The organism is Burkholderia sp. MSMB1459WGS (assembly GCF_001534535.1).
In the GTDB taxonomy this organism is placed as follows: domain Bacteria; phylum Pseudomonadota; class Gammaproteobacteria; order Burkholderiales; family Burkholderiaceae; genus Burkholderia.
Map to the genome: position 1 here is coordinate 134,220 of NZ_LPMU01000069.1, position 22,771 is coordinate 156,990.

Genomic DNA, 22,771 nt, shown 5'->3' on the forward strand with positions numbered 1-22,771 from the left:
CCGCGGCCGCTCCGGCCGCGGCATCCACCCGGAGAGTCATCATGCGAACCAGCGCCCGCAACCAGTTCGCCGGCCAGATCGGCGCCGTCAAACCCGGTGCCGTCAACGACGAAATCACGCTGCGCACGCAGGACGGCCTCGAGATCGTCGCCGTGATCACCCACGGCAGCGCCGCGTCGCTGGGCCTCGCGGCCGGCACGAAGGCGTTCGCACTCGTCAAGGCGTCGTCGGTCATCGTGATGGTCGACGTCGACAGCAGCAAGGTGTCGGCCCGCAACTGCGTCGCGGGCACCGTCGCGTCGGTCGCGAAGGGCGCGGTCAATTCGGAGGTCGTGATCAAGTCCGCAGGCGGTGCGGAGATCGTCGCGATCGTCACCAACGACAGCGTCGATCGTCTCGGCCTCGCGCGCGGCACCGCCGCATCCGCGATCTTCAAGGCGTCGAGCGTGATCGTCGGCGTCGAGTGATCGCGTAACGAACGCGATGGCGACTCATCGTGCGCCGCGTAGAAGTGCGAACGGGCTCTCGTCCGGGGACTGACGATGACCGCTTCGGCCGATCGCACGCATGAACGGGTGTTGCAGTCGTTGCAATCGGCAGCGACCAACGTCGACGTACCCGACGCGCAGTTGTTCGGTGCACTCGTCGCGGCACGCGCGGGTCGCAACGAACTCTCGCTGCTGGGCTTGTCTGCCGGCCAGTTCGCCGGCCTGCTGGCCCGGCAGTTTCCGCATCTGCGATCGATCGATACCGCCGCGCTCGCGCCGGCGGTCGCGCCGCCACCGTTGCTGGCCGCTCACTCGGCATTCGTCGCGACGCTGCACGCACGGCTGATGGCCGACGCGAATCCCGCCGTCGCCCGCGACGATGCCGACTGCCTCGCCTCGATCATCGCGCATGCATGCCTGCGCCCCGATCATCTGTGGCGCGACCTCGGGCTCGATGGGCGCGACGCGGTATCCGCGATGCTCGAGCGCTTTTTCCCCGCGCTCGCCGCGCGCAACCTCGCTCATCTGCGCTGGAAAAAATTCCTTGCGCAAGAAGTAGCCGCATCGCTCGGCGTGCCGCCCGGGCCCGCACCCGGGTGCCCGGGCTGCGAGGATTTCGGTTTCTGTTTTCGTCGAGCGTGATGGTTGTCGCGGCGACGTGCGTGCCGATGTCTGTGGCGTCGCATCGTCAGCCGGAACCTGTCGTTACGCGACTTCGACGCCACCTCCCGCTTTCACGCAACCCGTAGATCGCCGGTATTTCACGCAACGACGACCGAATGTTCGTCAAACGTGCAGGCCGGTTGCCGGAGCGCGTTCCGCACCTCCAACAGGATCCGGCGACGAGCGGCTTCCAGTGCGCGAATGCCAATACGTGCCTCGACGACGTGACGGCACTCCGCATGCCGGGACCGACGATCGGCTGTTTGCGTTTCCCATAAACGGGAACCGAGGCTGATCGCGTAGACGCCGGGCTCCATCAGCATCGCCGCGACCGGTATCGCACATAGCGTCGATCGACGATTTCCACGCAAACATTGCGTAAAACAAATTTCAGATTGACGCGCCGAATTAATCAGTGATGCATATTATTTTGCAATCGAAGCGTCTTGCGCGCCAACGTCGATCGATGAGCGTCAGTCGTCCGGTTGCGTTGTCTGTTCGACGAGGGAGGTGGTGTACCGGCAGGTTTTGCGCCAGGGGAGGCAGTCCCGACCTGCGTCTGTCGACGCAGGTCGGTCTGTCGTGTCATGCGCTGCATGCGACTTGCATGCGGGGAAGCACAGTAGGGTCGACGCGCGTCGTGCGAATTACTCGTTGCTGGCCGCTTGTTGTTCGACCTGCGGCGCGGCGTCGGTCTGGACCTTCGCTTCCGCTTCGGCTTGCGCCGATTGCGGCGCGACAGCGGTCTCAGCCTGCTGCTCGATCTTCGGCTGCTGCGGCGCACCCTTGGCCGATTGTGCCGCGCCCTTGCCGGGGCGGCGAGCCTTTAGACGGCGCGCACGCGCCGCATCGTCGTGCGTCACGCGCCCGGCTTCGTTGCCCTGCAGATCGACGCGCACCGCGTCTTCGACGAGGCAGGACCAGTAGCGGTTGCCGCGACACCACGTCGACATTGCTTCGCGCAGTTCGGCTTCGTTGAGGCCGACGGCCTGCGCTTCGCGTGCGAGATCGTCCCAGATGCCGACCTTGAGCGGCACTTTGGGGGCCGGATTCTTCGGGAACGCGCGCGGAAACTTCCGCTGCAGTTTGCCGATTGCGACGATGACCGGATCGACCGGCGCCGACGGCTTCGCCGAAGCAGGCTTCGCCCGGTGCTGCGCCTTCGCGCCGGCAGCCGGCTTGGCGCCGCGGGACGGCTGGTCGCCGGACTTCGGCTTCGCGCCGGCGTCCGTCGGCGCAGCCGGCCGCTTCGCGTTGCGCTCCTGCTTGGCCTTCGCCGCGAGCTGCGCCCGCAATTCGGCAAGTTGTTCAAAACCCATAAATTCAATCCACCAGGAATATAAGGTGTGGTTCGTGCGGCCGTGCCGTGCGGCACGAAAGCGTCGCCGCCATGCGTGCGGCCGGCCTGCCGCCGGTGCGGAATACTACGGGGCCGCATCGTGCACGCCACTCTGTTTTCAGGCACCCGGCCTCGATGCCGGACAAGACAGGATTGGAAGTATACCGGTACGCGGGACGGCCGGTTGACTCGCCGGTCTGCATTTGCCCGATCCGCGACGCCGAAAATGCGTCCGCGCGGTCGTGTTGCGCATTATATGGATACGTTTCCGGATGTCACGCCATTCGCGGCTACCACCGGAAATCGGGCTGTGCGTGCACCCGACAAGCAGTCTTCCGCGCGACGGCCGTCGAACAGCGTCGTGCCGCATCCGCGACCCGTTGCGTGGCCCGCCGACGTCGCGCGACATACCGACCCTCGTTTGCACCGGCATCGGCGCCCCATTCGTTGCGTCCGCATCGATCGCGTCGCGGACGAAGATATCGGAAAGTGCGTAGTATGGCCGAATCGACTTCGTTGGCAGCATGTCCCCGCTGTTTTTAACCGCGCGCCCGATCGTCCGGACGCGATCCCGTTGCCTGCGAAAAGACCCGGTTACTAGCGATGGAGCGGATGCATGGTTTCCCAAGACGACACCCCGCACGACGACGTCACGCGCGAGGAGATTCACCATCGGCAGATCGACATGCGCGGCTATCGACGCAGCGATGGCCTGTTCGAAGTGACGGCCTGCCTCGCGGACCGCAAGACCAGCGATTTCAAGCCACCCGGCGGCACGCGGACGGTCGCCGCGCTGACGCCGCTCCACGATCTCGGCGTGACACTGGTCTTCGACATCGACATGGTCGTGCGCGCCGTATCCACGTTCATCCGTTCGCACCCGTATGCGCAGTGTCCGGGCGGCGGCGACTCGCTGCAGGCGCTCGTCGGATTGAACATCGGCGCCGGCTGGAACAGCGAGGTTCGCAAGCGCCTGCCGTCCTGCGATACGTGCACGCACCTGAAGGAATTGCTCGGCCCGATCGCCACGACGGCTTATCAGACGATGGTCGGCATGCGGCGATCGTCGCTCGATTACCGCGACGGCGACGGCAAGCCGCTCAAGATCGACAGTTGCTACGCATACGGCGCGTCGCGCGATCTCGTAAAACGTCTTTGGCCCGAATATCACCAGCCTCCGGCGACGGCAAAGGGCAGCTAGCGCGCCGGCATTCGGCCGGTTCGGCGTTTGCGGAACGGCATCGAGCGAACGGCCGCAGAGCCTGCCTTCGTCGATTCGGCGGATCGGCGCCGCCGCATCCGTCATCAGAAGATGCCCAGCGCCAGCCCAGCGGCAAGCCCTGCGCCCAGTTCGGCGCAACGTGTGAGCGCGTCGCGGTCGATCGTCTTCGTCGCGAGAATACGCTCCGGCGTCTGCGCATGCGTGCAGACGATCAGGCCGGGCGCGACGTTCTTCAGCCGCCATCCGGTCGCAATCCGGTCGATCTGGCGCAATGCGTTCTGTCCGTCGCTTCCCGCGCAGATCATCGCCGCATACGGACGGCCGTTCACGCGATCGAGCGCCGCGTAGTAGCAGCGATCGAAGAAATCCTTCATCAGCCCCGACATCGCCGCAAGATTCTCCGGCGTCGCGAACAGGTACGCGTCGGCGGCCAGCACGTCGTCTGCACTCGTCGCGTCCGCGCGCTGCAGCCTGACGTCGACGCCGGGCTGCTCGCGTGCCGCACCGGCAGCCGCTTCGGCCATCTGCTGCGTGCCTCCGGTCATCGTGTGATAGACGATCAACAGCGTCTTCATGGATAGTTGCTCGCAATCGGCTTTGGACGCGCCGACGGTATCGTCGAGTTTGGCCCGATGGCCGGTCGGCACGGATGGACGCCATTTTTCGGTCGTTTTCCGCGGATTGGGCGGTTTCGCGCATTGCAACGATTTCGATTCGCCCGTGCTTGCGGATGCTTCCGGTCGCGCATTCAGTCCTGCGTGCGATGCGCTGCTGTGCCGTCGTCCGGTCGCGCGTAGTACGCAAGGAACATGTCGGCAGCCGATTCCGCCACTTTCTGCTGCTCCTGCGCCGTCAACGGCGGCTGACCCATCGTAATCTGCGGCCAGAATGCGAATGCCTTCACGGCCCCATGCAACTGATGCGCGGCGAACACCGGATCGGCGACCGACAGACGACCGGCGGCCGCAGCCGCTCGCACCCAGATCGTGACGTCTTCCTCGCGCTCGCCGAGGCGTTCGACCATGTCGCGCGCCCGTTCCGGCGAATGAATGGCCGCGCCGATCGCGACACGCGCCAGCGCGATAAACGCCTCGTCGTTCATCAACCGCAATTTGCGGTCGAGCAGCGCGAGCAGTTGCTCGCGCAGCGGCACGTCGGCGCGATAGGTCGGCGAGTTGCCCGTCCGGGTCGCATCCCACAGCTTGTTCAGGATCGCGGCGAAAAGCGTCTCCTTGCCCGGGAAGTGGTTGTAGACGGTGCGCTTCGACACGTCCGCGCGCGCAGCGATGCGATCCATGCTCGTCGCATCGTAGCCCGCCGCAAGAAATTCCTCGATTGCCGCGTCGACGATGGCTGCGCGCTTTCGGTCGGTCAGACGCTGAGGGGGAGTGCTGGTATCCATTTGGAAATTTTACACCGGGCAGTTTACTTATCCCAAAAATAAACTACACTGTTCAGTGTACTTTATTCTCCGGACGAACCGACATGGCATCGCCTCTCGTTTTGATTCACCGCATTCTTGGTTTCGCGGCAGCCCGACGTGGCCGGACGCTGTCCGGCAGTTCGCCGCAGCACAATGGCGAGCGCTTTGCCAATGTCGCACCGCGGCCTGCCGAAGGATTGGGGAAGACGTTGAGAATCGCGTGGAACATGCTGGTCAACAAGCCGCGTCATACCGTGCCCGCCGGTGCCTTGCCCGTCGATTCGCTGGCCCGCGCGGAGCTCGACGCGGCGCCCGATCGCAGCCTGTACCGGCTCGGCCATTCGACGCTGCTGCTGAAATTGCGCGGCGAATTCTGGCTGACCGATCCGGTTTTTGCCGAGCGCGCGTCGCCGTTTCGGCGCATCGGCCCCAAGCGCTTTCATGCACCGCCGATCGCGCTGGAAGACCTTCCGCCGCTGCGCGGCGTGATCTTGTCGCACGATCATTACGATCACCTCGACCGCGACACGGTGCTCGCGCTCGCCGCAACCACGAGCGTGTTCGTGACGACGCTGGGCGTCGGCGATCGGCTGATCGAATGGGGTATCGACGCGAACAAGGTCCGCCAGCTCGACTGGTGGCAAAGCATGGACGTAGCCGGGCTGACGCTGACGGCGACGCCTGCCCAGCACTTCTCCGGCCGTAGCCTGTTCGACGGCAACAGCACGCTATGGGCGTCGTGGGTGATCGTCGACGACGACCTGCGCCTGTTCTTCAGCGGCGATACGGGCTATTTCGACGGCTTCCGGGAGATCGGCGAGCGCCTCGGGCCGTTCGACGTCACGCTGATCGAAACAGGCGCCTATGATGCGCAATGGCCGTACGTGCACATGCAGCCGGAAGAAACCGTGCAGGCGCACATCGATTTGCGCGGACGCTGGCTGATCCCGATCCACAACGGCACGTTCGACCTCGCCATGCACCGCTGGCAGGAGCCGTTCGAGCGTGTCACGGCGTTGGCGCTCGTGCGCGGCATCGAGCTGTCGACGCCGAGGATGGGCGAGCGCGTCGATCTCGGCGCACCGCATCGTGGTGAGCGTTGGTGGCGTACGGTCGACGAGCGCGCGGCAGCGCCGGCGACGAAATCGCGACGCTGGCAGTTTTGCGCATCGCAGGCGACGAAGTAGTCCACCAGGGCGCTACGTGCCTTCCGGGCCGATGGTGGTGTCGCGATTCCGGGCGGTGCACGCGTTGTTGGCCTCCTCCCTGCACGTCGGCGGGCTGTCCGTCGTTCCGATTACCCGAGTAGAGAAGTCATGCATCCGGTACCCGTCCGATACATACCCGGCCAACGAGACGATGACGTCGGCATCGCGGCGTTTGATCATACAGGCCACCGTTCGACCCGCCGCAGCCGCGAGAACGAGCTGCGACAGACGCTTGCAGAGCGCGTCGCGAAATGGACCGAAGGTGTCGATCACTTCAACACGGCCATTCCCAACCTGAGCTTTCATCGAAGGGAAGCACCAACGCTGCCGATGGAATGCATGGTCGAACCGAGCTTCGGCCTCGTCGTTCAGGGCGCGAAGCGGGTCATGCAAAGCGGGGACGCCTATATTTACGACGCCGACCGCTTTCTGATCACGTCCCTCGATCTGCCTGGTTCGACGCAGATCATCGAGGCCAGCTCCGACAAACCGTTTCTCGGGCTGGGCCTCAAGCTCGATTTCCGCGTCATGGCCGAGTTGATGATGCAAGTCGCACTGGATCACGACGATACGCCTGCAGGCCGCGGACTCGTCGTCGGCGACATGACCGAACCGCTCTACGACGCGCTGAACCGGTTACTCGCGCTGCTGGACGACCCGAACGCCATTCCCGTTCTCGCACCGTACGTCGAGCGGGAAATTTACTATCGGCTGCTGACGAGCGATCAGGGCGCCCGGCTACGCCAGATTGCGTCCACCGGCAGTCAGTGCAACCGCGTGTCACGCGCGATCCGGTGGTTGCGCGCGCACTATGACGAGTCGTTGCGCGTCGATGATCTCGCGGCGCAGGTTCAGATGAGCAGTTCGACCTTCCATCACCACTTCCGTCAGCTCACCGGCATGAGTCCGTTGCAGTATCAGAAATGGATACGGCTCAACGAGGCACGTCGGCTGATGCTGGCCGAGCGGCTCGACGCTGCGTCGGCGGCCTTCCGCGTCGGGTATGCGAGCCCCACCCAGTTCAACCGGGAATATAGCCGGCTGTTCGGTAATTCTCCGCGAAGGGATATCGATAGCCTGCGAGGTGGCGCGGACGTCTCGCTATCGATCGTGGCGAGTTATTGATTACGCCAGGCGGCGGTGGAGATGTGCCGGCATTGGAGGGGCTCAGTAAAAGTTCGGATCGGCTGCTCGCATGCGGGGTCAAGTGGACAATTCCTCTTCCGGAGACTACGTTGTACTGGTCGCCCCCAGGATTCGTTCCCGCCCCTTCGGCCTGAGCTTCTTCTCGCGATGCGTCGAGATTCCCGGAATCGGGGAGCCGACACATGCGTTGTCACGTGACAACTGGAGCTAAATATCGACGTACGTTGGGTGGATTGGCGACTCGACGCGATTCAAAGGGCACGGATCTTCCGGTACATCGACGACCTTCTGCGGCTCTCCGTCCCAAAACGTATCAAAAACCACAAATCACGTACTAATAAAAACGAATCTGCGCTTGGCCAATCGATTTTCAACATTGGTGCGCCGAAATAGCATACAGCCCCATTTCTCAGCGTCAACGCGTCCATTTTGCGTGAAACAACATGAAGAATATGGCGCAAGCCATTGCTACACAAGGATTTCCGGCAGACATCGATTTTCGAAGAATGTTTCACGACCCGGCCTGTTTGGATCGTCACATCGATCCGGCGCACGGATTCAGCGCCAATTGCTGCCCACATGCGCGGTAATCTCGCGCTTTGCTGTCCGCGTACAGCACCGATATTTGTAGCGAAGCTAGCCCCCCTATTGACTGGCATGAGCGACAACGCCAAAGACTCCCCATTTAAATGGGGACATATCAATGTCGCTGCGATATCTTGGTAGAGACATGCCTTGGCATTTGCTTAGGGGCGTCGTGTCAGCGTACGGGCGCACGTGCGACGACAGAGTGATCAGCCGCCATCGGGTCTGGGCCTCGCCACCCCAGCCGGTCCTTTTCAACTCCGGCCGGTACGCATCACTTTATATATAGCCTCCCGTTGCCCAGCTACCAGCCACCGGCTCTTGTTGTCACGTGACAACTCATCGATGCGCTCACGAGTCCTGTGGACCCAAAGCTACCGACGATGCCTCCTCCGAGCATATGCTTCCTACGCCCTGAGGGTTGGCTCAACCATGACTACGCCTTAAGGATCGCAAAGTCGCTCCGGGGTCGGCTTCGAGGCGTTTGTCACGTGACAACTCATCTCGTTGCCACATCAGCGGACGTCGTCACGGGGCCCTAGTCGGAATAAAGCAATTTCTCCGCCGCCCGAGTCGCAATCGCGTCAAGGACTTCTCTGCAACGTACATCTCCAGAAAGAATCGAGTGCCAGGCGACTTGTCACGTGACAACTGTCTGTTTTCGCGCCGCAGACAACATCACGGGCATGCGTTCATATCGAGCCACGAGTGAGATCAACGCACGATGAGGCGCCAAGTCTCCGTGCAATGGCTTCGTTACTGATGCCAAAGACAGTTGGATTTCTGTTGTTTATTGTTCTTTCTTCAATCTTGATCGATGGCCTTTATCGAATCACTGTCCGTGTATAGCACCCGGCCATTCGGCCTATTTGTCACATAACAACCACAACGATCAATAGAACATTCGTGATGCGGAGCAATTTTCTGGACATTCGAAGAATAACTACATATATTACGCAAAACTCCGTGGAGGAATTCAATGGCTTTCAAGATCGCCGTCAGTAATCAAAAAGGTGGAACTGGAAAGACAACCATCTCCGTCAACATCGCGGCTGCGTTCGAAGCCGGCGGCAACAAGGTCGCGCTGATCGATGCCGATCCTCAAGGCACTTCGGTCCGCTGGGTCACAAGTGGCGAGAACACACTCCCGATGACGGTCCTGTCGCTGGCGCCCGCCGGCCGCGGCATCGGCGGCGAGATCAAGAAGCAGGACGCAAATTTCGACGTAATCGTCGTCGATTGCCCTGGGAACCTCGAAGATCCGCGTATTGCATCCGTCCTCGAAGTGGCGGACTTCTGCCTCGTGCCGCTTTCGCCGTCGCCGGCCGATCTGTACAGCACCGTCGCGATGATCCGCATGATCGAGTCGATGCGCGCCGTTCGAAATCCTCAACTTTCTTCCGCATTAATGCTGAATAGCGTCAATGGAAAAACTAAAATGCGTGAAGAAATTTTAAAAATTCTAAGAGCTGAAGAAATAGGGGAGCATCTGCTCGATAGCCAGATAGCGCAACGCGAGGTCTATCGTCAGACGTTCGCACTCGGCACCACGATCCATCACCACAATCGATATCTGAAGGGCCTGAAGGAAGCCCGCGCGGAAATCGAAAAGCTGGTCACGGAAATGGCCCAATACATCGCGTCGACGCGCGCTACCGGAGCCGCCCATGGCTAAGGACACCTCGAAAGACAAGAAGCCTGCCGGCAACCTGCATCTGGCAGCCGGCCTGTTGCGCGGGCTCGCGCAGGAAAATGCGGCACTCGAGACGCGGCTGCCCGAGCCGGCGGCCGCATCGGCTGCCGTCGTCGAAGCGACGCTCGCCAGTGCCTCGGCAGCAACCGCGCCCGCCGGTACGCCCGATCTGGGCGCGCCGCAGAAAGTGCTGGTCAAGGACTGCATCCCGAACCCGTTCAACCCGCGCGTGTTCTACTCGGAATCGAGCCTGCACGAACTCGCACTGACGTTGAAGCGGGAAGGGCAGATCGAGCCGATCAAGGTCACGCGGCTCCCCGAGTTTCCCGGCAAGCTCGTCGTGATCGACGGGCAACGCCGGCTGCGTGCGACGAGCATCAACGGCGACGAAACGATCAATGCGACGTTCCGCACGGATCACACCCCCGAGCAACTCTATACGATCGCGTATCGGGCGAACCACGACCACGAACGCCAGACGATCTTCGACGATGCGGTCGCGTGGAAGCGCCTCCTGGACGAAAAAGTCTTTGCCGACCAGAACACGCTGGCAGAGAAAATCGGCAAGGACAAGGCATCGATCAGCAAGACGCTGTCGCTGAATGCGTTGCCGAACACGCTGCTGGAACGGATGGCCAGTGCGAGCGACGTGGTCGGTCTGCAGGCCGCGTACTTCCTGAAGCTGATCTTCGAACGCCTGGGCGAGCCGACGGCCGACCGGCTGCTGACGGCCGTGATCGACCGGAAGAAATCCGTCCGCGATCTCGAGAATTTCCTGCGGACGCAGAGCGACGGCGCCAAGAAGGCCGGACGCACGCGCTACAGCGTTCGTCATGACTTCGCGCTCGAATCGCGCGCGATCGGCCAATTGAAGACTTATCCGGACGGGCGTCTGGACCTGCAGCTCAAGGGCGTCGACGCATCCCACCAGGAAGCGCTTGCCGACAAGCTCAAGACCGTCATCGACGCGTACGTCGCCGATCTGGCGACGGCCACGTCGAAGTAACGCGCCACCGGCACAAGGCCTCGCCTCCGCGCTGCGTCGCGAAGCCGAACCGCACGACGGTCCGGCGCACGGCACGGTAGCGAGGCCTCGTTCAGTTGCCGGCGAGGCTGCTTTTGAGCAGGAATTCCAGCAGGTCGTCCGAGGTCGGCTCGCCCCAGGTGTCGAGCGCGAGCCATCGGAAGAAGCTGGTCTGCGCCAGCTTGCTCGCCTTCTTTTTCGGCGACAACGTCAAGTCCTTCGAACCCGCCACCGTCTCGTTGTAACGCTCGATCAGCTTGGTCTGGTCGTCGATCTCCAGTTCGCGGAAATACGCACCGGCTTCCTCGACCTTCGCCGCCAGATACTTGTCGCGAATCTGTTCCTGCTTGCTCTGCGCGGATTCCTTCGCCGGCGCGACCGTTTCGGTCCCCTGCCCATCGGCCAGCGTGTAACCGTGCGTCAAAGCCTTGCGGAAATACGCGGCCACGTTGTCGACGGGCGCCGCATTCTTCTTCGTAGTCCGATTGAGCGTATAGGCGATCGCCGCCTTGATGCGCTGCACGCCGTATTGCGTGATCAGCCGGCGCGCTTCCGAGCGCGGAATACCGAACTTCGCGACCTCGTCGACCAGCGCTTCGTTCTTGACGTCGCCGTCTTCGACCGTATCGGTGCTTTCCTTGCGTGTCACCTTGAATTGCACCGCTTCCACGCTGCGGCCGGATTTGTGTTCGATTAGCTCGAGCGTGTGGTCCGATACTTCGTTCACCTCCTGGATGCACGGCACCAACACCTTGCTCTTGAACAGCTTGTATTCCTTGTACGACTGCGATGCCTTGTCCTGACCGAGAATGAGGTCACGGAATTTCGGCAGCGGAATCTTCGCGGTGATGCCGATCCCTTCGTAGCGCACCGTGTTTTCCCACAGCGCGAGCGAGTGCGACCGCCGGAATTCGCGGGCGATCCGCATATCGATCAACGCGTAGATTTCGGGATTGAGCAGTTCGCTGCGGATCTGGTCGGAGAAGCTGTACTTCAACACCGATTGCTCGAGTTCGGCGCCGGCGAGCAGGCCCGACGCTTTCCAGACCGTCGAACGGTCCGCGGCCAGGTAGTCCCAGTTGACGACGGTACTGATCAACGAGTTGACCGTGTCCTTCACGTACTTCGTGTTGTTGCTGTTCAATCCGCTCTCGTGCGACAGCGACGCGATCGAGATCGAGAAGCTCGTCCGGCCCGGTTCGAACGCCTCCTGCCGAAGCGCGTTCTTGATCAACGAGCTGAACATCTTGCGCTGCTGCAGACCGATCTTTCCCGACTTCGGTGCGATATGAATCGCCTGGACCGCCTTGCGCAGCAAGTCGGGAGGCTCGGGTGTCTGAAACAGCGAAACCTGTTTGTCTGAGCCTTTGCTTGCGGGCTTGCGCGGCATCGTGGTGTCCGGGTAAGGTTGCCTTATTGAAAGCGGACTTTATACCTTTTCGTGCCGCGGAGCAACGCCCTTGTTCCAGCATCACTTTCACTATCCGACATAACTAGCGGATATAAAAGGAAAAACCTCGGCTGCGCGATTCGTGCGGGGCCCCATATCCGTCTACCTTTTGGTCAAAAAGCCTCCCAAAAGCCGCTACCTTTCCCGGGTGGACAGAGAAACCCGGCACAAGATTTGCCACCGCGAAGGTACCCATCCATGGGGGTAAATGAGCGGAATCGAGATCGCCGGAAGGATACATGGTGCCCTGCAACACGACCGAGGTTTCTCCCATAAATTGCTACCTTCATCGATTCCCATAGGAGGCTACCCGTCAGCACCGTCGACGGAATTGTTTTTCGTCCTGACGGTAGAAAACGCTCCCATAAACGGCAACCATCTATTTTCCCCATAAAAGGTAACCTGTCCACGGCCTCGGCCCTGTCTATGGGAACGCTTCGCGGGATCCTTGTGCAAAAGGCGCCGAATTGATCAAGACCGACTCCCATGAATGGGTACCTTCGAGGCTTCCCATAACTGGCTACCCTACGAAAATCGCTGTGCCAATATCCAACTACCGACCGAGAAAAACATCCCAGAAAAGGCTACCTTCATGGGTTCCCATAGACGACTACCCAGCGCGATCTACGGTCGATTTCCCATAACCGGATACGTTCGCCCCATATCCACAACCCTGATTCCCCACAACCCGGTACCCCAAACCCCAAATCCACAGACCTGAAACCCCATGTCCTTCCACCTGTGCTCCCATAAATGGGTACCGAACACCGCTCAAACCCTTACCCGACAAGGCTGTGAGCCGTCTAAAAGTAGTTAAAGAAGTAAACGTGGTTTACCAAAGATGTAAACACACGTGTGCTTGCACAGAAAGACGAACCCCATAAACCGCTACCAATGGGAGCCGTCTGTGGGATACCAGACGCCCGGAACGCTCGATTCAGGCTGACGCGGCCCCCGTTTGAGGCCTGTTCCTGGACGACTTCAAGCCTGACAAGACTTCCCGAAGAGGTGAGCGCCCACTCACAAATATCGAAACGTAGAAACTTATGGGAAGAAATCCCCGGATTCAGCGTAGAGGTTCCCGTTTATGGGACCCAAAAACTTGCCCGGTGGCCCTCTTGGCACCTGTGATTGACCGGCGGCATGGATCCCTCGCTTTCCTCCACTGCAGTTCGAAATCATCCCGGATTGCCAGCGAGTGGTTTTTTGTACTCGCGCAGCATCGTCTGCGGACAAGTTTTTGTCGATCGCCTGTGATGCCGCTCGTCAAATTTAGCCTGTGGACTGTGCCGCGAGGAATCCGCGCCGGGCTGTTTTTCATCTCCACGCCCATCCGTTTTTCTACCTTTGGAGCCCCACCCGGGAAGTCGTGCTGTACCCGTCACAGGCAACGAGGGACTCACACGAGGCTCGAAAACGAACCGGGTGCCGAAATGCCACCGCACAGAGTGGGGCCGCCGGGGACGATCTTGACGGGATGCATCGAGATCGTTGCGAACCAACGTGAAGATGCCGTCGGTGCCGAAGCTCACCGTAATCGAATTCCACGATGCTCCCGGACATGCTCACTTTTCCGAAAACCGGAATCCCGTAAAAGCTCACCGATCAAGCGAAGCACAAGTATCAGCAAGCTGTGTAGATTGCCGTTCCGTCCGCCAAAGCATCATCGACGGGTGCAAACAAGAAACGATCAGCATCCCCATACGTGACGCCCGATGCGTCGGCAAGCCCGGTCGTCGCATGGGCAGACCGGCCTTCACAGAGCCATGTGCACATCCGCGAGACGAGCGCTGCTCGTTCACGATGGATTTCGGCCCATTCGTGTAATCAATCATGCGACGTCTTCACCACTCGCACAGCCCCGCCATTTTCGTCAGACCTTGCCAGTCGACAACAAGCGTTGCCTCCACAGCCAGCCTTCTGCGTCACAAGGCGGCAACGGTTGCCGGACGAATCGCCGCACGCCGCAACGACGCAACATAAGCGTGATCGCCGACGACGCGAATCGTGGTCGTTTATGGGAGGAACCGTCGTTCGAGCCGCGTCGAACGATGACGCGACGCACGGATCGACTACTGTGCGGCGATCGTGCAAGCACGACGATACCCACGTCGCGCACGAGCGTATCGATATCACCACCAGTGAAACAGCCGGCGGCGCCGCGCGTCGCCGCGTGCCCAACGATTTCCGTCACCGAACCCGCGAACCAAGGGTCTCCCATACGTGTATCCCAATTCCGTCAGCACGTTGGCGCCACATTTTTTGCGACACGGTTATGATGCTCTGGTCCTGATCGCGACATGACGACTGGTCAGGGCAGGGGCGGTATCTCGATGGTTTTCAAACCGTGATGGTCATCAAAAAAGAGAGTTCAGCGATGCGAATCCAGATCAGAAAACTCACGCTGGCTGCGACTGCAGCCGCTTTCCTGTTCGGCTCGGCCGTTCCGGCGTTTGCGCAGACCGACGCCGCCAGCGCACCGGCTGCACAGGACGCCAAGGCCGCGAAGAGCGAAGCGCGCAAGGCGGCCAGGGCCAAACGCAAGGCCGAGCACAAGGCTGCGCGTGCGAAGAACACCGCCGAGCTGAAGAAACTCGAAGACGCCGGTTACAAGCCGGCGGCCAATGATCCGAACTATCCGCAGAATCTGCAAAACGCGGAAAAGAAGGCCGGCGCCGCAGCCAGCCAGTAAGCCGGTAAGCGTCGTCCGGCGGCAAGCCACGGTTCGATCCGCGGCTTGCCGTGTGCGTCGCGGTCGCGATGCACGAAGGCAAGCACGTCCGCACGTTTACCCGATTCGATTCGGAATCCTGCCTATCGTGAAGAGGCACGACACGACACGCATGCAGCGGCTGTCAGCGCCGCCCGCCCGACGCAGTTGCTTCCCGTTGCCTTCAACCAGTCCTTGAACGCGCGTACGGCGTCGTCGTCCGCCCGCGCCGACGCCACATACGTGAAGTAGCGCCACGGCGGCAGCGCCGGTTCGCTGAACGGCTGAACGAGGCGGCCTTCGGCGATGTCGTCGGCCACGAGCGCGATCGGCCCCATTGCGACGCCGAGACCGTCGAGCGCGCCTTGCAGCGTCAGGTAGAAATGCTCGAGCGTGAGCGAGTGTCGCGGGACGAGATTCGGGTGCCCGGCCGCGGCGAGCCATTCCGGCCACATGCCCGGATAGGTTGCCGCGTGCAGCAGCGTGAAGCCCGCGAGATCGGCGGGCGTATCCAGCGACCGGCCCTCCAGCAACTTCGGCGCACACACCGGCAGCCGGATTTCGGACAGGAACTCTTCCGCAACGTATCCATCGATGGCCTGCGGGCCGCCGCGAACGATGAGGTCGACCTTGTCGCGCAGCTTTTCGATCGGCTCGTTCGACGTCGACAGCCGCACCTCGATGGCCGGATGCGCAACCTGGAACGACGACAGCTTGGGGACGAGCCAGCGCAGCGAGAACGTCGCGGGCGCGCTGACGCGCAGTACGCGCTGCTGTGCATGGCCGAAGTGCTGCGCGGTGGCGAGTGCGATCCGGTCGAACGAAGCGCCGACCTCGGCGAGGTACGCGCGCCCGGCCGCGGTCAGTTCGACGCGCCGGTTGTGGCGTTCGAACAGCGGCCGGCCGAGCCATGCTTCCAGTTGCTGCACATGCCGGCTGATCGCGCCGTGCGTGACGCACAGCTCGTCGGCGGCCAGCGTGAAGCTGCCGAGCCGCGCGGCGGCTTCGAACGCGCGCAGCGAATTCAACGGAGGGAGTCGTCGGGCCATTGCGTCGGTTCGCGTGAAATTTACTCACACGAGGGTTCAGGTTTAATCGTTTGATCGGGCGATTCGGCTACGCCAATATGGCACACAAACGGCCGACCTGGGCTGAACAAGTGTCTGAATTTCTCACATGGAGTACGGAACATGCCGAACGTGGTGGTCGTGGGCGCCCAATGGGGTGACGAAGGCAAGGGGCGCATCGTGGACTGGCTGGCGGCACAGGCTGATCTCGTCGCGCGCTACAACGGCGGCCACAACGCGGGTCACACGCTGGTCGTCGGTGGCCGCACGTACAAGCTCGCGCTGCTGCCGAGCGGCATCGTGCGCGGCAAGCGCGGCGTGATCGGCAACGGCGTGGCGCTCGACCCGGAAGCGCTGCTCGCGGAAATCGGGCGAATGGCCGCGCTCGGGTTGTCGGTCACGCCGAACAACCTGTCGATCGCGGAGAACGCGACGCTGGTGCTGCCGATTCACCGTGCGATCGATCAGGCGCAGGAGCGTTTGCGCCGCGAACCCATCGGCACCACGCTGCGCGGGATCGGGCCGGCCTACGAGGACAAGGTCGGGCGTCGCGGGCTGCGCGTCGGCGATCTCGCGGAACCGGGCGGGCTCGCGGCCAAACTCGACGTGCTCGTCGACCATCACAACGCGTGGTTCCGCGGCTTGGGGCTCGACGCGTACGATCGCGACGCGATGCTGACGACGCTGGTTGCGCTTGCACCGAAGATCCTGCCGTTCGTGCGTCCCGTCTGGGCCGACCTCAACGACGCGGCCGATCGAGGCGAGCGCATTCTGTTCGAGGGTTCGCAGGCCGTGATGTTGGACATCGACTGGGGCACGTATCCGTTCGTGACGTCGTCGGGCACCGTCGCGTCGGCCGCGGCGGCCGGCACCGGGCTCGGTGCGGTGAAGCTCGGCCACGTGCTGGGTGTCACGAAGGCGTATGCGACGCGGGTCGGCGGCGGCCCGTTCCTCACCGAGCTGACCGACGCGACAGGCGAAACGCTGCGTGCGCGCGGACAGGAGTTCGGCGTCAATACCGGCCGGCCGCGACGCTGCGGATGGCTCGATGCCGCGCAATTGCGTCAGGCCGTGAGGGTCTCGGGCATCGATTCGCTGGCGCTCACCAAGCTCGACGTGCTCGACGGCTTCGAGTCGATCGAGCTGTGCGTCGGTTACGAATTCGACGGCGTGCGTGTCGACCATCTGCCCGCGAGCCTCGACGCGCAGTCGCGCGCGAAGCCGCTCTACGAACGGTTCGAAGGCTGGCAAGGCTCCGTGAAGGGCGTGCGCGAGCGTGCGGCGCTGCCCCGAGCCGCGCAGGACTTCATCGCGCGCATCGAAGCGGTGGCGGGCGCGCCGGTTTCGATGATCACGACCGGCGCGGAGCGCGACGATACGATCGTGTTGTGCAATCCGTTCGATGCGGCGGGCGCCGCGTAACGCGCGAGAGACGCGAAGGGCGCCGATCGCGAGGGGCTCATGGTCGGCGGGTGGTTTTTGCCGCCCGCTTCCGTTGGCTGTCGGCACCTTCGATACGCATGTACGCGCGGCTCGGCGGCACGATTCCGCATCCGGATCGTGCCGCATACGGCGAACTGGACACGCCTGCAACGCTGCTGTACTGTTCCGCACGATTCGCGCCAGACCGGCGTGTGCCGGCGGCACGGTGGCGCGATGTGACAATCCCGGGGACAGGTCGATGGACACGTTACAGATGATGCGCATTTTCGTCCGGGTCGCGGAGGAGGGCAGCTTCACGAGCGCGGCCCAGCGCCTGGACATCACGACGGCCTATGCGTCGCGCTCGGTCGCGCAACTCGAAACGCATCTGCGCACGCGGCTGCTCAACCGCAGCACGCGCCGCATCGCGCTGACCGACGCCGGGCAGCGCTATCTCGACCGCTGCCAGCGTATCCTCGGCTATATCGACGAAGCGGAAGCCGAGGCGGCCGATGCACAGGCGAAGCCGTCCGGACGGCTGCACGTTCACGCGACGACGAGCTTCGGCCAGTCTTACGTGGTGCCCGCGGTCGTGCGCTACCGTGAGCGCTATCCGTCGGTCGCGGTCGAGCTGACGCTGTCGCAGCACGTGCCCGACATCATCGACGAAGGCTACGACGTGTCGCTGCAGCTGAGCACGACGGAGCTGCCCGATTCCGGGCTGGTGTCGCAGCGGCTCGGCGACGTGGGCAGCGTGTTGTGCGCGTCGCCTGCCTATCTGAAGACGCGCGGCACGCCGCGAACGGTGAGCGATCTCGCCGGTCATGCGTGCCTGCAGATCGTCACGCCGCTTTTTCCGCGCGACCGCTGGCATCTCGACGGCCCGAACGGCCGCGAAACGTTCGAACTGCCGGTGCCCGATTTCCAGGTGAATATCGCCGATGCGCTCGGCGCCGCGCTGCGCGCGGGGCTCGGGATCGGCTCGCTGCCGATACCGGCTGCGCTGCCCGCGCTCGCGAGCGGCGCACTGGTGCGCGTGCTGCCCGACTACCGGCTGCAGAAGCTGACGGTCTATACGTTGTATGCGTCGCGTCAGTATCTCGATGCGAAGATCCGCACGTTCGTCGATTTCCTGCGGGAATGCGTGCCCGAGCTGCTCGCCGCCGACGAGGCCGCATTGAACGCTTGCTGCCCGTCCCGTCACTCCTGATTTACGCAAGGCCTGATTTACGCAAGGTCGGTATCGTGAGTACCGACCACCGTCTTCCGGCTCGATGTAATTGATTCGGAATCCTGCATTAAAATCGGGAGACGAATGCATGCGCACGGACCGTTCCGGACAACGCTGCTCGTGCCGGCGGCAGGTCCTTATGAAAACGCTTGCTTTCGATATCGAACATCGTTGGTTCGGCGTGCGGCGGCCGCCTTTTAGAATCGGTTCGACCTGCTTCATCGCCTGCGCGCGCTCCCGCTCGCGCCCACTTCATCGAACCGAAACGACATGGCAGATCGATACTCCAGTACCCGCCGCCGGCTGCTTCATGCCGGCCTGGCAATCGCGGCAGGCGCCGCCGCCCACCCGGGCCTTGCGCTGGCCAGTGCGGCCGGCACGCGTACGTTGCGCATCGGTTATCAGAAAGGGCCGCTCAGCCTGCTGAAGGCGCGCGGCACGCTGCAGGGCAAGCTCGCGACACTCGGCGTGAACGTCACGTGGACCGAATTCCCGTCGGGCCCGCCGCAACTCGAGGCGCTGAACGCGGGATCGATCGATTTCGGCGATGTCGGCGAAGCGCCGCCGATTTTCGCGCTTGCGGCCGGCGCGCCGCTCGTCTACTACGCGCAGACGCCGGCCGGTCCGGCAGCCGAAGCCGTGGTCGTCGCGAAGGATTCGCCGGTCAAGACCTTTGCCGACCTGCGCGGCAAGCGCATCGCGCTGGTGAAGGGATCGAATACGCACTTCCTGCTGGTCCGGCTGTTGCAGGCCGCGAAGCTCGGTTATACCGACGTCACGCCGGTCTGGTTGTCGCCGTCCGATGCGCGGGCCGCATTCGAGAACCGCTCGGTCGATGCGTGGATCATCTGGGATCCGTTTCTCGCGGTGGTCCAGCAGGCCTTCGGCGCGCGCATCGTCGCGGACGGTACGGGGCTCGTCGAGAACCGCGGCTACTACTTTGCATCGCGCACGTATGCGCAGCGCAATGCCGACGTGCTCGATGCGGCCGTGTCGGAACTGGCGACGATCCAGCGCTGGCTCGATGCGAACCGCGCGCAGGGCGCGGCCGAATTCTCGAAGCTATGGGGGATTCCGGAGCCGGCCGTGGCGCTCGCATTCCGCCGCGCACGCTTCGGTGTCGAGCCCGTCACCCGCGACACGCTCGCGTACCAGCAGCGCATCGCGGACGTGTTCCATCAGGCCGGCATCCTGCCGAAGCGCGTCGACGTCAGCCTGGCCGCACCGCCCTCGCTCGCATGAGCCGGGAGCCGGCCCGACGATCGGGTTCGCGGTGAGCAGCGAGCCCGTTGCGATATCCGTTCATGGTGCGACGCGCGACAGCGGTACCGCTTCGCCGCGCAGTCTCGCGACGTCGCGGCCCGGCGCGTCGCCGAACAGCCGCGCGTATTCGCGGCTGAACTGCGACGCGCTCACATAGCCGACGCTTCGGCACGCCTGTCGCGCGTCCATCGCCGACAGGCACATCAGGCGGCGCGCCTCCTGCAGCCGCAGCACCTTCTGGCATTGCAACGGGCTCATCGACGTGACCGCACGGAAGTGATGGTGGAAAGTCGACGGGCTCATCTCCACCCGTCGCGCGAGCGCGTCAACCGCTATCGGATCGAGGTAGTGGTCGCGAATCCATGCGACGGCGCGCGAGATCCGTTGAGTCGTCGAACCGGCGTCGCCGATCTGCGCGACGCGTGTGCCCGACGGGCCGCGCAGCAGCCGGATGAGGATTTCGTCGACGATCAGCGGTGCGAGCAGGTCGAGGTCGTCGGGCTGTGCGATCAGTTGCATCAGCCGCGCGACGGCGTCGACGATTTCGGGCGTCGCGTCGAGCGTGTCGAGCGCGCGGTAGTCGACGGTTTTCGGCAGCCCGTGCGGAAAGACCACCGGCGTGAGCGCCGCGATGCGGTGCGGATCGAGCGCGAGTTGCGCGTAAAGGAACGGTTCGGCCGGGTTTGCGCGGGTCACGCGTCCGGTCACGGGCAGGTCGGCGGTGGCGACCAGCATCCGCGATTCGTCGATCGGGTAGGTCTCGTCGCCGACCCGCATCGACTTCGCGCCTTGCCCGACGATGCTCAGGCACGCGTGGTGCACGCCGTGGTTCCACTGCGGCGACGGCGCGCAAGCGCGCGCGACGCGCATGCCGCGCAACGGGAGGTCGAACATGCCGTCGTGCGGCGCGTACGCAGCGATCAGCGCCGCGAGCCGGGCCGCGGGCGACCGGGCGCGCGTCCGAGCATCGTGATCAGGCGGGTTGCGCGGTTGTGGTGGCGTTTCGGCGTCGATTTCCATGTTGCGTAAGCGGGTGGCGGCGTGGTCGATGCAATGTGCGCGGCTGCGATCCGCTGTCGCGGTGCAGGCACGGCGGTCACATCGTACGGCCAGTTGCGTGCGCGGGATTGCCTAAACCTGTCCGAAATTAGCCCGATCATCCGGACCTGCATGGTCGGCGATCGTGCTGTCGTCGTTGCACGGTATGCAGCGCACAAATTCGGAAATTAAGGCAAAACAATCGCAGGATCGGGCAAGCCATTTTTCGGTGGTTTCCCTACCATTGCACCTGCTGAAGGAAATGCGATTCAGCGCGCCCGGATGATGCGGGCAACATCGTCCGCGTGATGCGCGGCCGCCGCCATGCCGCGTGCGTCGCCCCGCGAATCGCCGGAAAAGACTCAGGACTGCTATTGAACGATCGTGCATCGGGCTTGCCGAGGCCGGTTTGCGTCCGTTGCAAGCCGGCCCGTGCGTGTCGCACGTGTCGACCGACCCGGCTGAGCCGGTGTCGGTGCCGCCGCATTGGCCGGGCCGTTGGGGGCCGGCTGTGGCGCGGCGGCGGTGCAGGCATACGGGCAGTCGTTCGCGCAGGGAAATCCGGACAAATGGACCAACTTCAATCGATTCGGGCATTCGTGACGGTGGCAAGAGAAGGCGGGTTTCGCCGGGCGGCGACGCGGTTGCGCGTGTCGACGGCGATGGCGAGCCGGCTGGTCGATGCGCTCGAGACGCGCCTCGGTGCGCGCCTGCTTCAACGCAGCACGAGCCACCAGTCGCTGACGGAAATCGGCGAGCTGTATCTCGCGCGCGTCGAGCGGATTCTCGGCGCGATCGACGAGATCGACGGCCGCTTCGTCGCGATGGGCAGCAAGCCGGAAGGCGTATTGCGCGTGGCCGCGCCGGTCGCGTTCGGGCTCAGCCAGTTGAGCGCGTTGCTCGATCGCTTCGTGCACCGGTTTCCGGACGTGCGGCCGACGGTGACGTTGACCGATACCCACGTCGACCTGACCGCCGAGGACATCGACGTCGCGTTCCTGACGGACGACATGCCGGTGTCCGGCGCCCATGCGCTGCATACGCTGGCCGCGTACGAATCCGTGCGGGTCGCGGCGCCAGGTTACGTCGCCGCGCACGGCGGCGCGGCTGCGTCGGGCGACTGGCCGGACATCGCGGCCGTGCGGCTGGAGCAGCCGACGGCTGTCGACGATCACGCGGCCGGGAATCGGTCCGGCGCGACGCCCGGCAATACGGGCGTCGGCCATCTCGAGATGGCGCGGCGGCTGGCCGTGGCCGGCATGGGCGCGACGGTGCTGCCCGCGTATCTCGTCGACGCCGATCTGGCGGCCGGCACGCTGGTGCGTGTTGCGCCGGCCCACCCGCTCGCGCCCGTCACGCTGAAGCTCGCGCATGCGCGCGCCGCGCGTCTGCCGGCTGCCGCTCGTGCGTTCATCGAATTCGTCGGCGCTGCGTTCCGGCCCGCGAGCCAGCGGTCTGGCTGAACCCGCGGCAACGTGAGCCCGCCGGACCGCGGGCTTGCCGTTCTTTTTCGGAAGCGGTTCGGTACACGAACGCTTCGCAGGGTGCAACGCACACCCGCAACACGCGTCCGCATCCGCGGTGGACAGGAAGCTGCAGGTCCGCCGCGCGTCAGGGCCATGAGGAGATCTGGTGATTCCCATTGAAGGTCGTCTAATTGTGAGAGGTCGCTCCATGCGCGTCGAACGGGTTCCATACCGCTTAATCACCGCCGCAACGGCTGCCGTTTTCCTGGCCGCGTGCGGGAAAAAAGAATCGGCACCGCCGCCGCAAACGCCGGAAGTCGGCGTCGTCACCGT

General features: G+C 63.5%; 18 protein-coding genes and 1 pseudogene. 13 read left to right on the plus strand and 6 right to left on the minus strand.

Annotated elements, in window-relative coordinates; translation table 11 throughout:
* Positions 1-41: 41 nt before the first annotated feature.
* Entirely contained in the window at positions 42-467 is a 426-nt protein-coding gene (locus tag WT97_RS27245; protein WP_060036986.1) for a molybdopterin-binding protein, read from the plus strand.
* A gap of 75 nt (positions 468-542) precedes the next feature.
* Entirely contained in the window at positions 543-1,130 is a 588-nt protein-coding gene (locus WT97_RS27250) for a nitrogen fixation protein NifQ (RefSeq protein WP_060354755.1), read from the plus strand.
* Positions 1,131-1,798: 668 nt separating this feature from the next.
* Here WT97_RS27250 and WT97_RS27255 read toward each other — a convergent pair.
* The gene (locus WT97_RS27255) at positions 1,799-2,470 is read right to left on the minus strand and encodes a ProQ/FinO family protein (protein WP_059498798.1); all 672 of its coding nucleotides are present in this window, start codon (positions 2,468-2,470) and stop codon (positions 1,799-1,801) included.
* A 636-nt stretch (positions 2,471-3,106) separates the two neighbouring features.
* Between WT97_RS27255 and WT97_RS27260 the strand changes: the two genes are divergently transcribed.
* Positions 3,107-3,691, plus strand: coding sequence for a DUF2889 domain-containing protein (locus tag WT97_RS27260; RefSeq protein ID WP_059498799.1), 585 nt, complete (start codon positions 3,107-3,109; stop codon positions 3,689-3,691).
* A 104-nt stretch (positions 3,692-3,795) separates the two neighbouring features.
* Here WT97_RS27260 and WT97_RS27265 read toward each other — a convergent pair whose 3' ends face one another.
* Entirely contained in the window at positions 3,796-4,287 is a 492-nt protein-coding gene (locus WT97_RS27265) for a flavodoxin family protein (RefSeq protein ID WP_060354756.1), read from the minus strand.
* A 173-nt stretch (positions 4,288-4,460) separates the two neighbouring features.
* Positions 4,461-5,114: a TetR/AcrR family transcriptional regulator gene (locus WT97_RS27270; RefSeq protein ID WP_059790263.1), complete on the minus strand. Its 654-nt coding sequence runs from the start codon at positions 5,112-5,114 to the stop codon at positions 4,461-4,463.
* Positions 5,115-5,197: 83 nt separating this feature from the next.
* On the opposite strand from WT97_RS27270, the gene WT97_RS27275 reads away from it, so the two are divergent.
* From WT97_RS27275 to WT97_RS27290, 4 genes are all read left to right on the plus strand, one after another.
* The gene (locus WT97_RS27275; protein WP_059790266.1) at positions 5,198-6,322 is read left to right on the plus strand and encodes an MBL fold metallo-hydrolase; all 1,125 of its coding nucleotides are present in this window, start codon (positions 5,198-5,200) and stop codon (positions 6,320-6,322) included.
* 129 nt (positions 6,323-6,451) lie between these two features.
* A complete protein-coding gene (locus tag WT97_RS27280) occupies positions 6,452-7,468 on the plus strand; it encodes an AraC family transcriptional regulator (protein ID WP_060354757.1) in 1,017 nt (338 codons plus the stop codon).
* A 1,585-nt stretch (positions 7,469-9,053) separates the two neighbouring features.
* A complete protein-coding gene (locus tag WT97_RS27285; protein ID WP_006497839.1) occupies positions 9,054-9,749 on the plus strand; it encodes a ParA family protein in 696 nt (231 codons plus the stop codon).
* Positions 9,742-10,773 (plus strand): ParB/RepB/Spo0J family partition protein, encoded by a 1,032-nt coding sequence (locus WT97_RS27290; RefSeq protein WP_059790273.1) that lies wholly within the window; start codon positions 9,742-9,744, stop codon positions 10,771-10,773. Before WT97_RS27285 ends, WT97_RS27290 begins: the two co-directional genes overlap by 8 nt.
* Before the next feature lie 91 nt (positions 10,774-10,864).
* On the opposite strand, the gene WT97_RS27295 is transcribed toward WT97_RS27290, so the two are convergent.
* Positions 10,865-12,181: a replication initiation protein gene (locus tag WT97_RS27295; RefSeq protein ID WP_034208836.1), complete on the minus strand. Its 1,317-nt coding sequence runs from the start codon at positions 12,179-12,181 to the stop codon at positions 10,865-10,867.
* Between the two features lie 2,437 nt (positions 12,182-14,618).
* Here WT97_RS27295 and WT97_RS27300 point away from each other — a divergent pair.
* Positions 14,619-14,933: a hypothetical protein gene (locus tag WT97_RS27300; RefSeq protein WP_059498804.1), complete on the plus strand. Its 315-nt coding sequence runs from the start codon at positions 14,619-14,621 to the stop codon at positions 14,931-14,933.
* Between the two features lie 122 nt (positions 14,934-15,055).
* Here WT97_RS27300 and gcvA read toward each other — a convergent pair whose 3' ends face one another.
* Positions 15,056-16,000 carry a transcriptional regulator GcvA gene (gene gcvA / locus WT97_RS27305; RefSeq protein ID WP_060354758.1) on the minus strand — a complete coding sequence of 315 codons (945 nt, stop codon included), beginning with the start codon at positions 15,998-16,000 and terminating at the stop codon, positions 15,056-15,058.
* A 141-nt stretch (positions 16,001-16,141) separates the two neighbouring features.
* Between gcvA and WT97_RS27310 the strand changes: the two genes are divergently transcribed.
* The 3 genes from WT97_RS27310 to WT97_RS27320 all read left to right on the plus strand — a co-directional run bounded on the left by WT97_RS27310 (position 16,142) and on the right by WT97_RS27320 (position 19,913).
* On the plus strand, positions 16,142-17,440 hold the full coding sequence (locus WT97_RS27310) for an adenylosuccinate synthase (protein ID WP_060354759.1): 1,299 nt from the start codon (positions 16,142-16,144) through the stop codon (positions 17,438-17,440).
* A gap of 259 nt (positions 17,441-17,699) precedes the next feature.
* Positions 17,700-18,650: a LysR family transcriptional regulator gene (locus WT97_RS27315; protein ID WP_059790278.1), complete on the plus strand. Its 951-nt coding sequence runs from the start codon at positions 17,700-17,702 to the stop codon at positions 18,648-18,650.
* Positions 18,651-18,941: 291 nt separating this feature from the next.
* Positions 18,942-19,913, plus strand: coding sequence for an aliphatic sulfonate ABC transporter substrate-binding protein (locus tag WT97_RS27320; RefSeq protein ID WP_060354760.1), 972 nt, complete (start codon positions 18,942-18,944; stop codon positions 19,911-19,913).
* Positions 19,914-19,973: 60 nt separating this feature from the next.
* Here the strand turns inward: WT97_RS27320 and WT97_RS27325 are convergent, their stop codons facing one another.
* Complete coding sequence (locus tag WT97_RS27325; protein ID WP_257126042.1) at positions 19,974-20,828, minus strand: AraC family transcriptional regulator; 855 nt, start codon at positions 20,826-20,828, stop codon at positions 19,974-19,976.
* 713 nt (positions 20,829-21,541) lie between these two features.
* On the opposite strand from WT97_RS27325, the gene WT97_RS27330 reads away from it, so the two are divergent.
* Positions 21,542-22,435, plus strand: coding sequence for a LysR family transcriptional regulator (locus tag WT97_RS27330; protein ID WP_060354762.1), 894 nt, complete (start codon positions 21,542-21,544; stop codon positions 22,433-22,435).
* Between the two features lie 211 nt (positions 22,436-22,646).
* A pseudogene (locus WT97_RS34355) lies at positions 22,647-22,771 on the plus strand (efflux transporter periplasmic adaptor subunit); the annotation flags it as partial.

Excerpts from the sequence above, each read along its gene's own strand:
- WT97_RS27275 (WP_059790266.1), top strand. The coding sequence starts at position 5,198 with ATGGCATCGCCTCTCGTTTTGATTCACCGCATTCTTGGTTTCGCGGCA.
- WT97_RS27290 (WP_059790273.1), top strand. The coding sequence starts at position 9,742 with ATGGCTAAGGACACCTCGAAAGACAAGAAGCCTGCCGGCAACCTGCAT.
- WT97_RS27265 (WP_060354756.1), bottom strand. The coding sequence starts at position 4,287 with ATGAAGACGCTGTTGATCGTCTATCACACGATGACCGGAGGCACGCAG.
- WT97_RS27260 (WP_059498799.1), top strand. The coding sequence starts at position 3,107 with ATGGTTTCCCAAGACGACACCCCGCACGACGACGTCACGCGCGAGGAG.
- WT97_RS27330 (WP_060354762.1), top strand. The coding sequence starts at position 21,542 with ATGGACCAACTTCAATCGATTCGGGCATTCGTGACGGTGGCAAGAGAA.
- WT97_RS27285 (WP_006497839.1), top strand. The coding sequence starts at position 9,054 with ATGGCTTTCAAGATCGCCGTCAGTAATCAAAAAGGTGGAACTGGAAAG.
- WT97_RS27255 (WP_059498798.1), bottom strand. The coding sequence starts at position 2,470 with ATGGGTTTTGAACAACTTGCCGAATTGCGGGCGCAGCTCGCGGCGAAG.
- WT97_RS27315 (WP_059790278.1), top strand. The coding sequence starts at position 17,700 with ATGGACACGTTACAGATGATGCGCATTTTCGTCCGGGTCGCGGAGGAG.
- WT97_RS27310 (WP_060354759.1), top strand. The coding sequence starts at position 16,142 with ATGCCGAACGTGGTGGTCGTGGGCGCCCAATGGGGTGACGAAGGCAAG.
- WT97_RS27245 (WP_060036986.1), top strand. The coding sequence starts at position 42 with ATGCGAACCAGCGCCCGCAACCAGTTCGCCGGCCAGATCGGCGCCGTC.
- gcvA (WP_060354758.1), bottom strand. The coding sequence starts at position 16,000 with ATGGCCCGACGACTCCCTCCGTTGAATTCGCTGCGCGCGTTCGAAGCC.
- WT97_RS27280 (WP_060354757.1), top strand. The coding sequence starts at position 6,452 with ATGCATCCGGTACCCGTCCGATACATACCCGGCCAACGAGACGATGAC.
- WT97_RS27300 (WP_059498804.1), top strand. The coding sequence starts at position 14,619 with ATGCGAATCCAGATCAGAAAACTCACGCTGGCTGCGACTGCAGCCGCT.
- WT97_RS27270 (WP_059790263.1), bottom strand. The coding sequence starts at position 5,114 with ATGGATACCAGCACTCCCCCTCAGCGTCTGACCGACCGAAAGCGCGCA.
- WT97_RS27250 (WP_060354755.1), top strand. The coding sequence starts at position 543 with ATGACCGCTTCGGCCGATCGCACGCATGAACGGGTGTTGCAGTCGTTG.
- WT97_RS27295 (WP_034208836.1), bottom strand. The coding sequence starts at position 12,181 with ATGCCGCGCAAGCCCGCAAGCAAAGGCTCAGACAAACAGGTTTCGCTG.
- WT97_RS27320 (WP_060354760.1), top strand. The coding sequence starts at position 18,942 with ATGGCAGATCGATACTCCAGTACCCGCCGCCGGCTGCTTCATGCCGGC.
- WT97_RS27325 (WP_257126042.1), bottom strand. The coding sequence starts at position 20,828 with ATGTTCGACCTCCCGTTGCGCGGCATGCGCGTCGCGCGCGCTTGCGCG.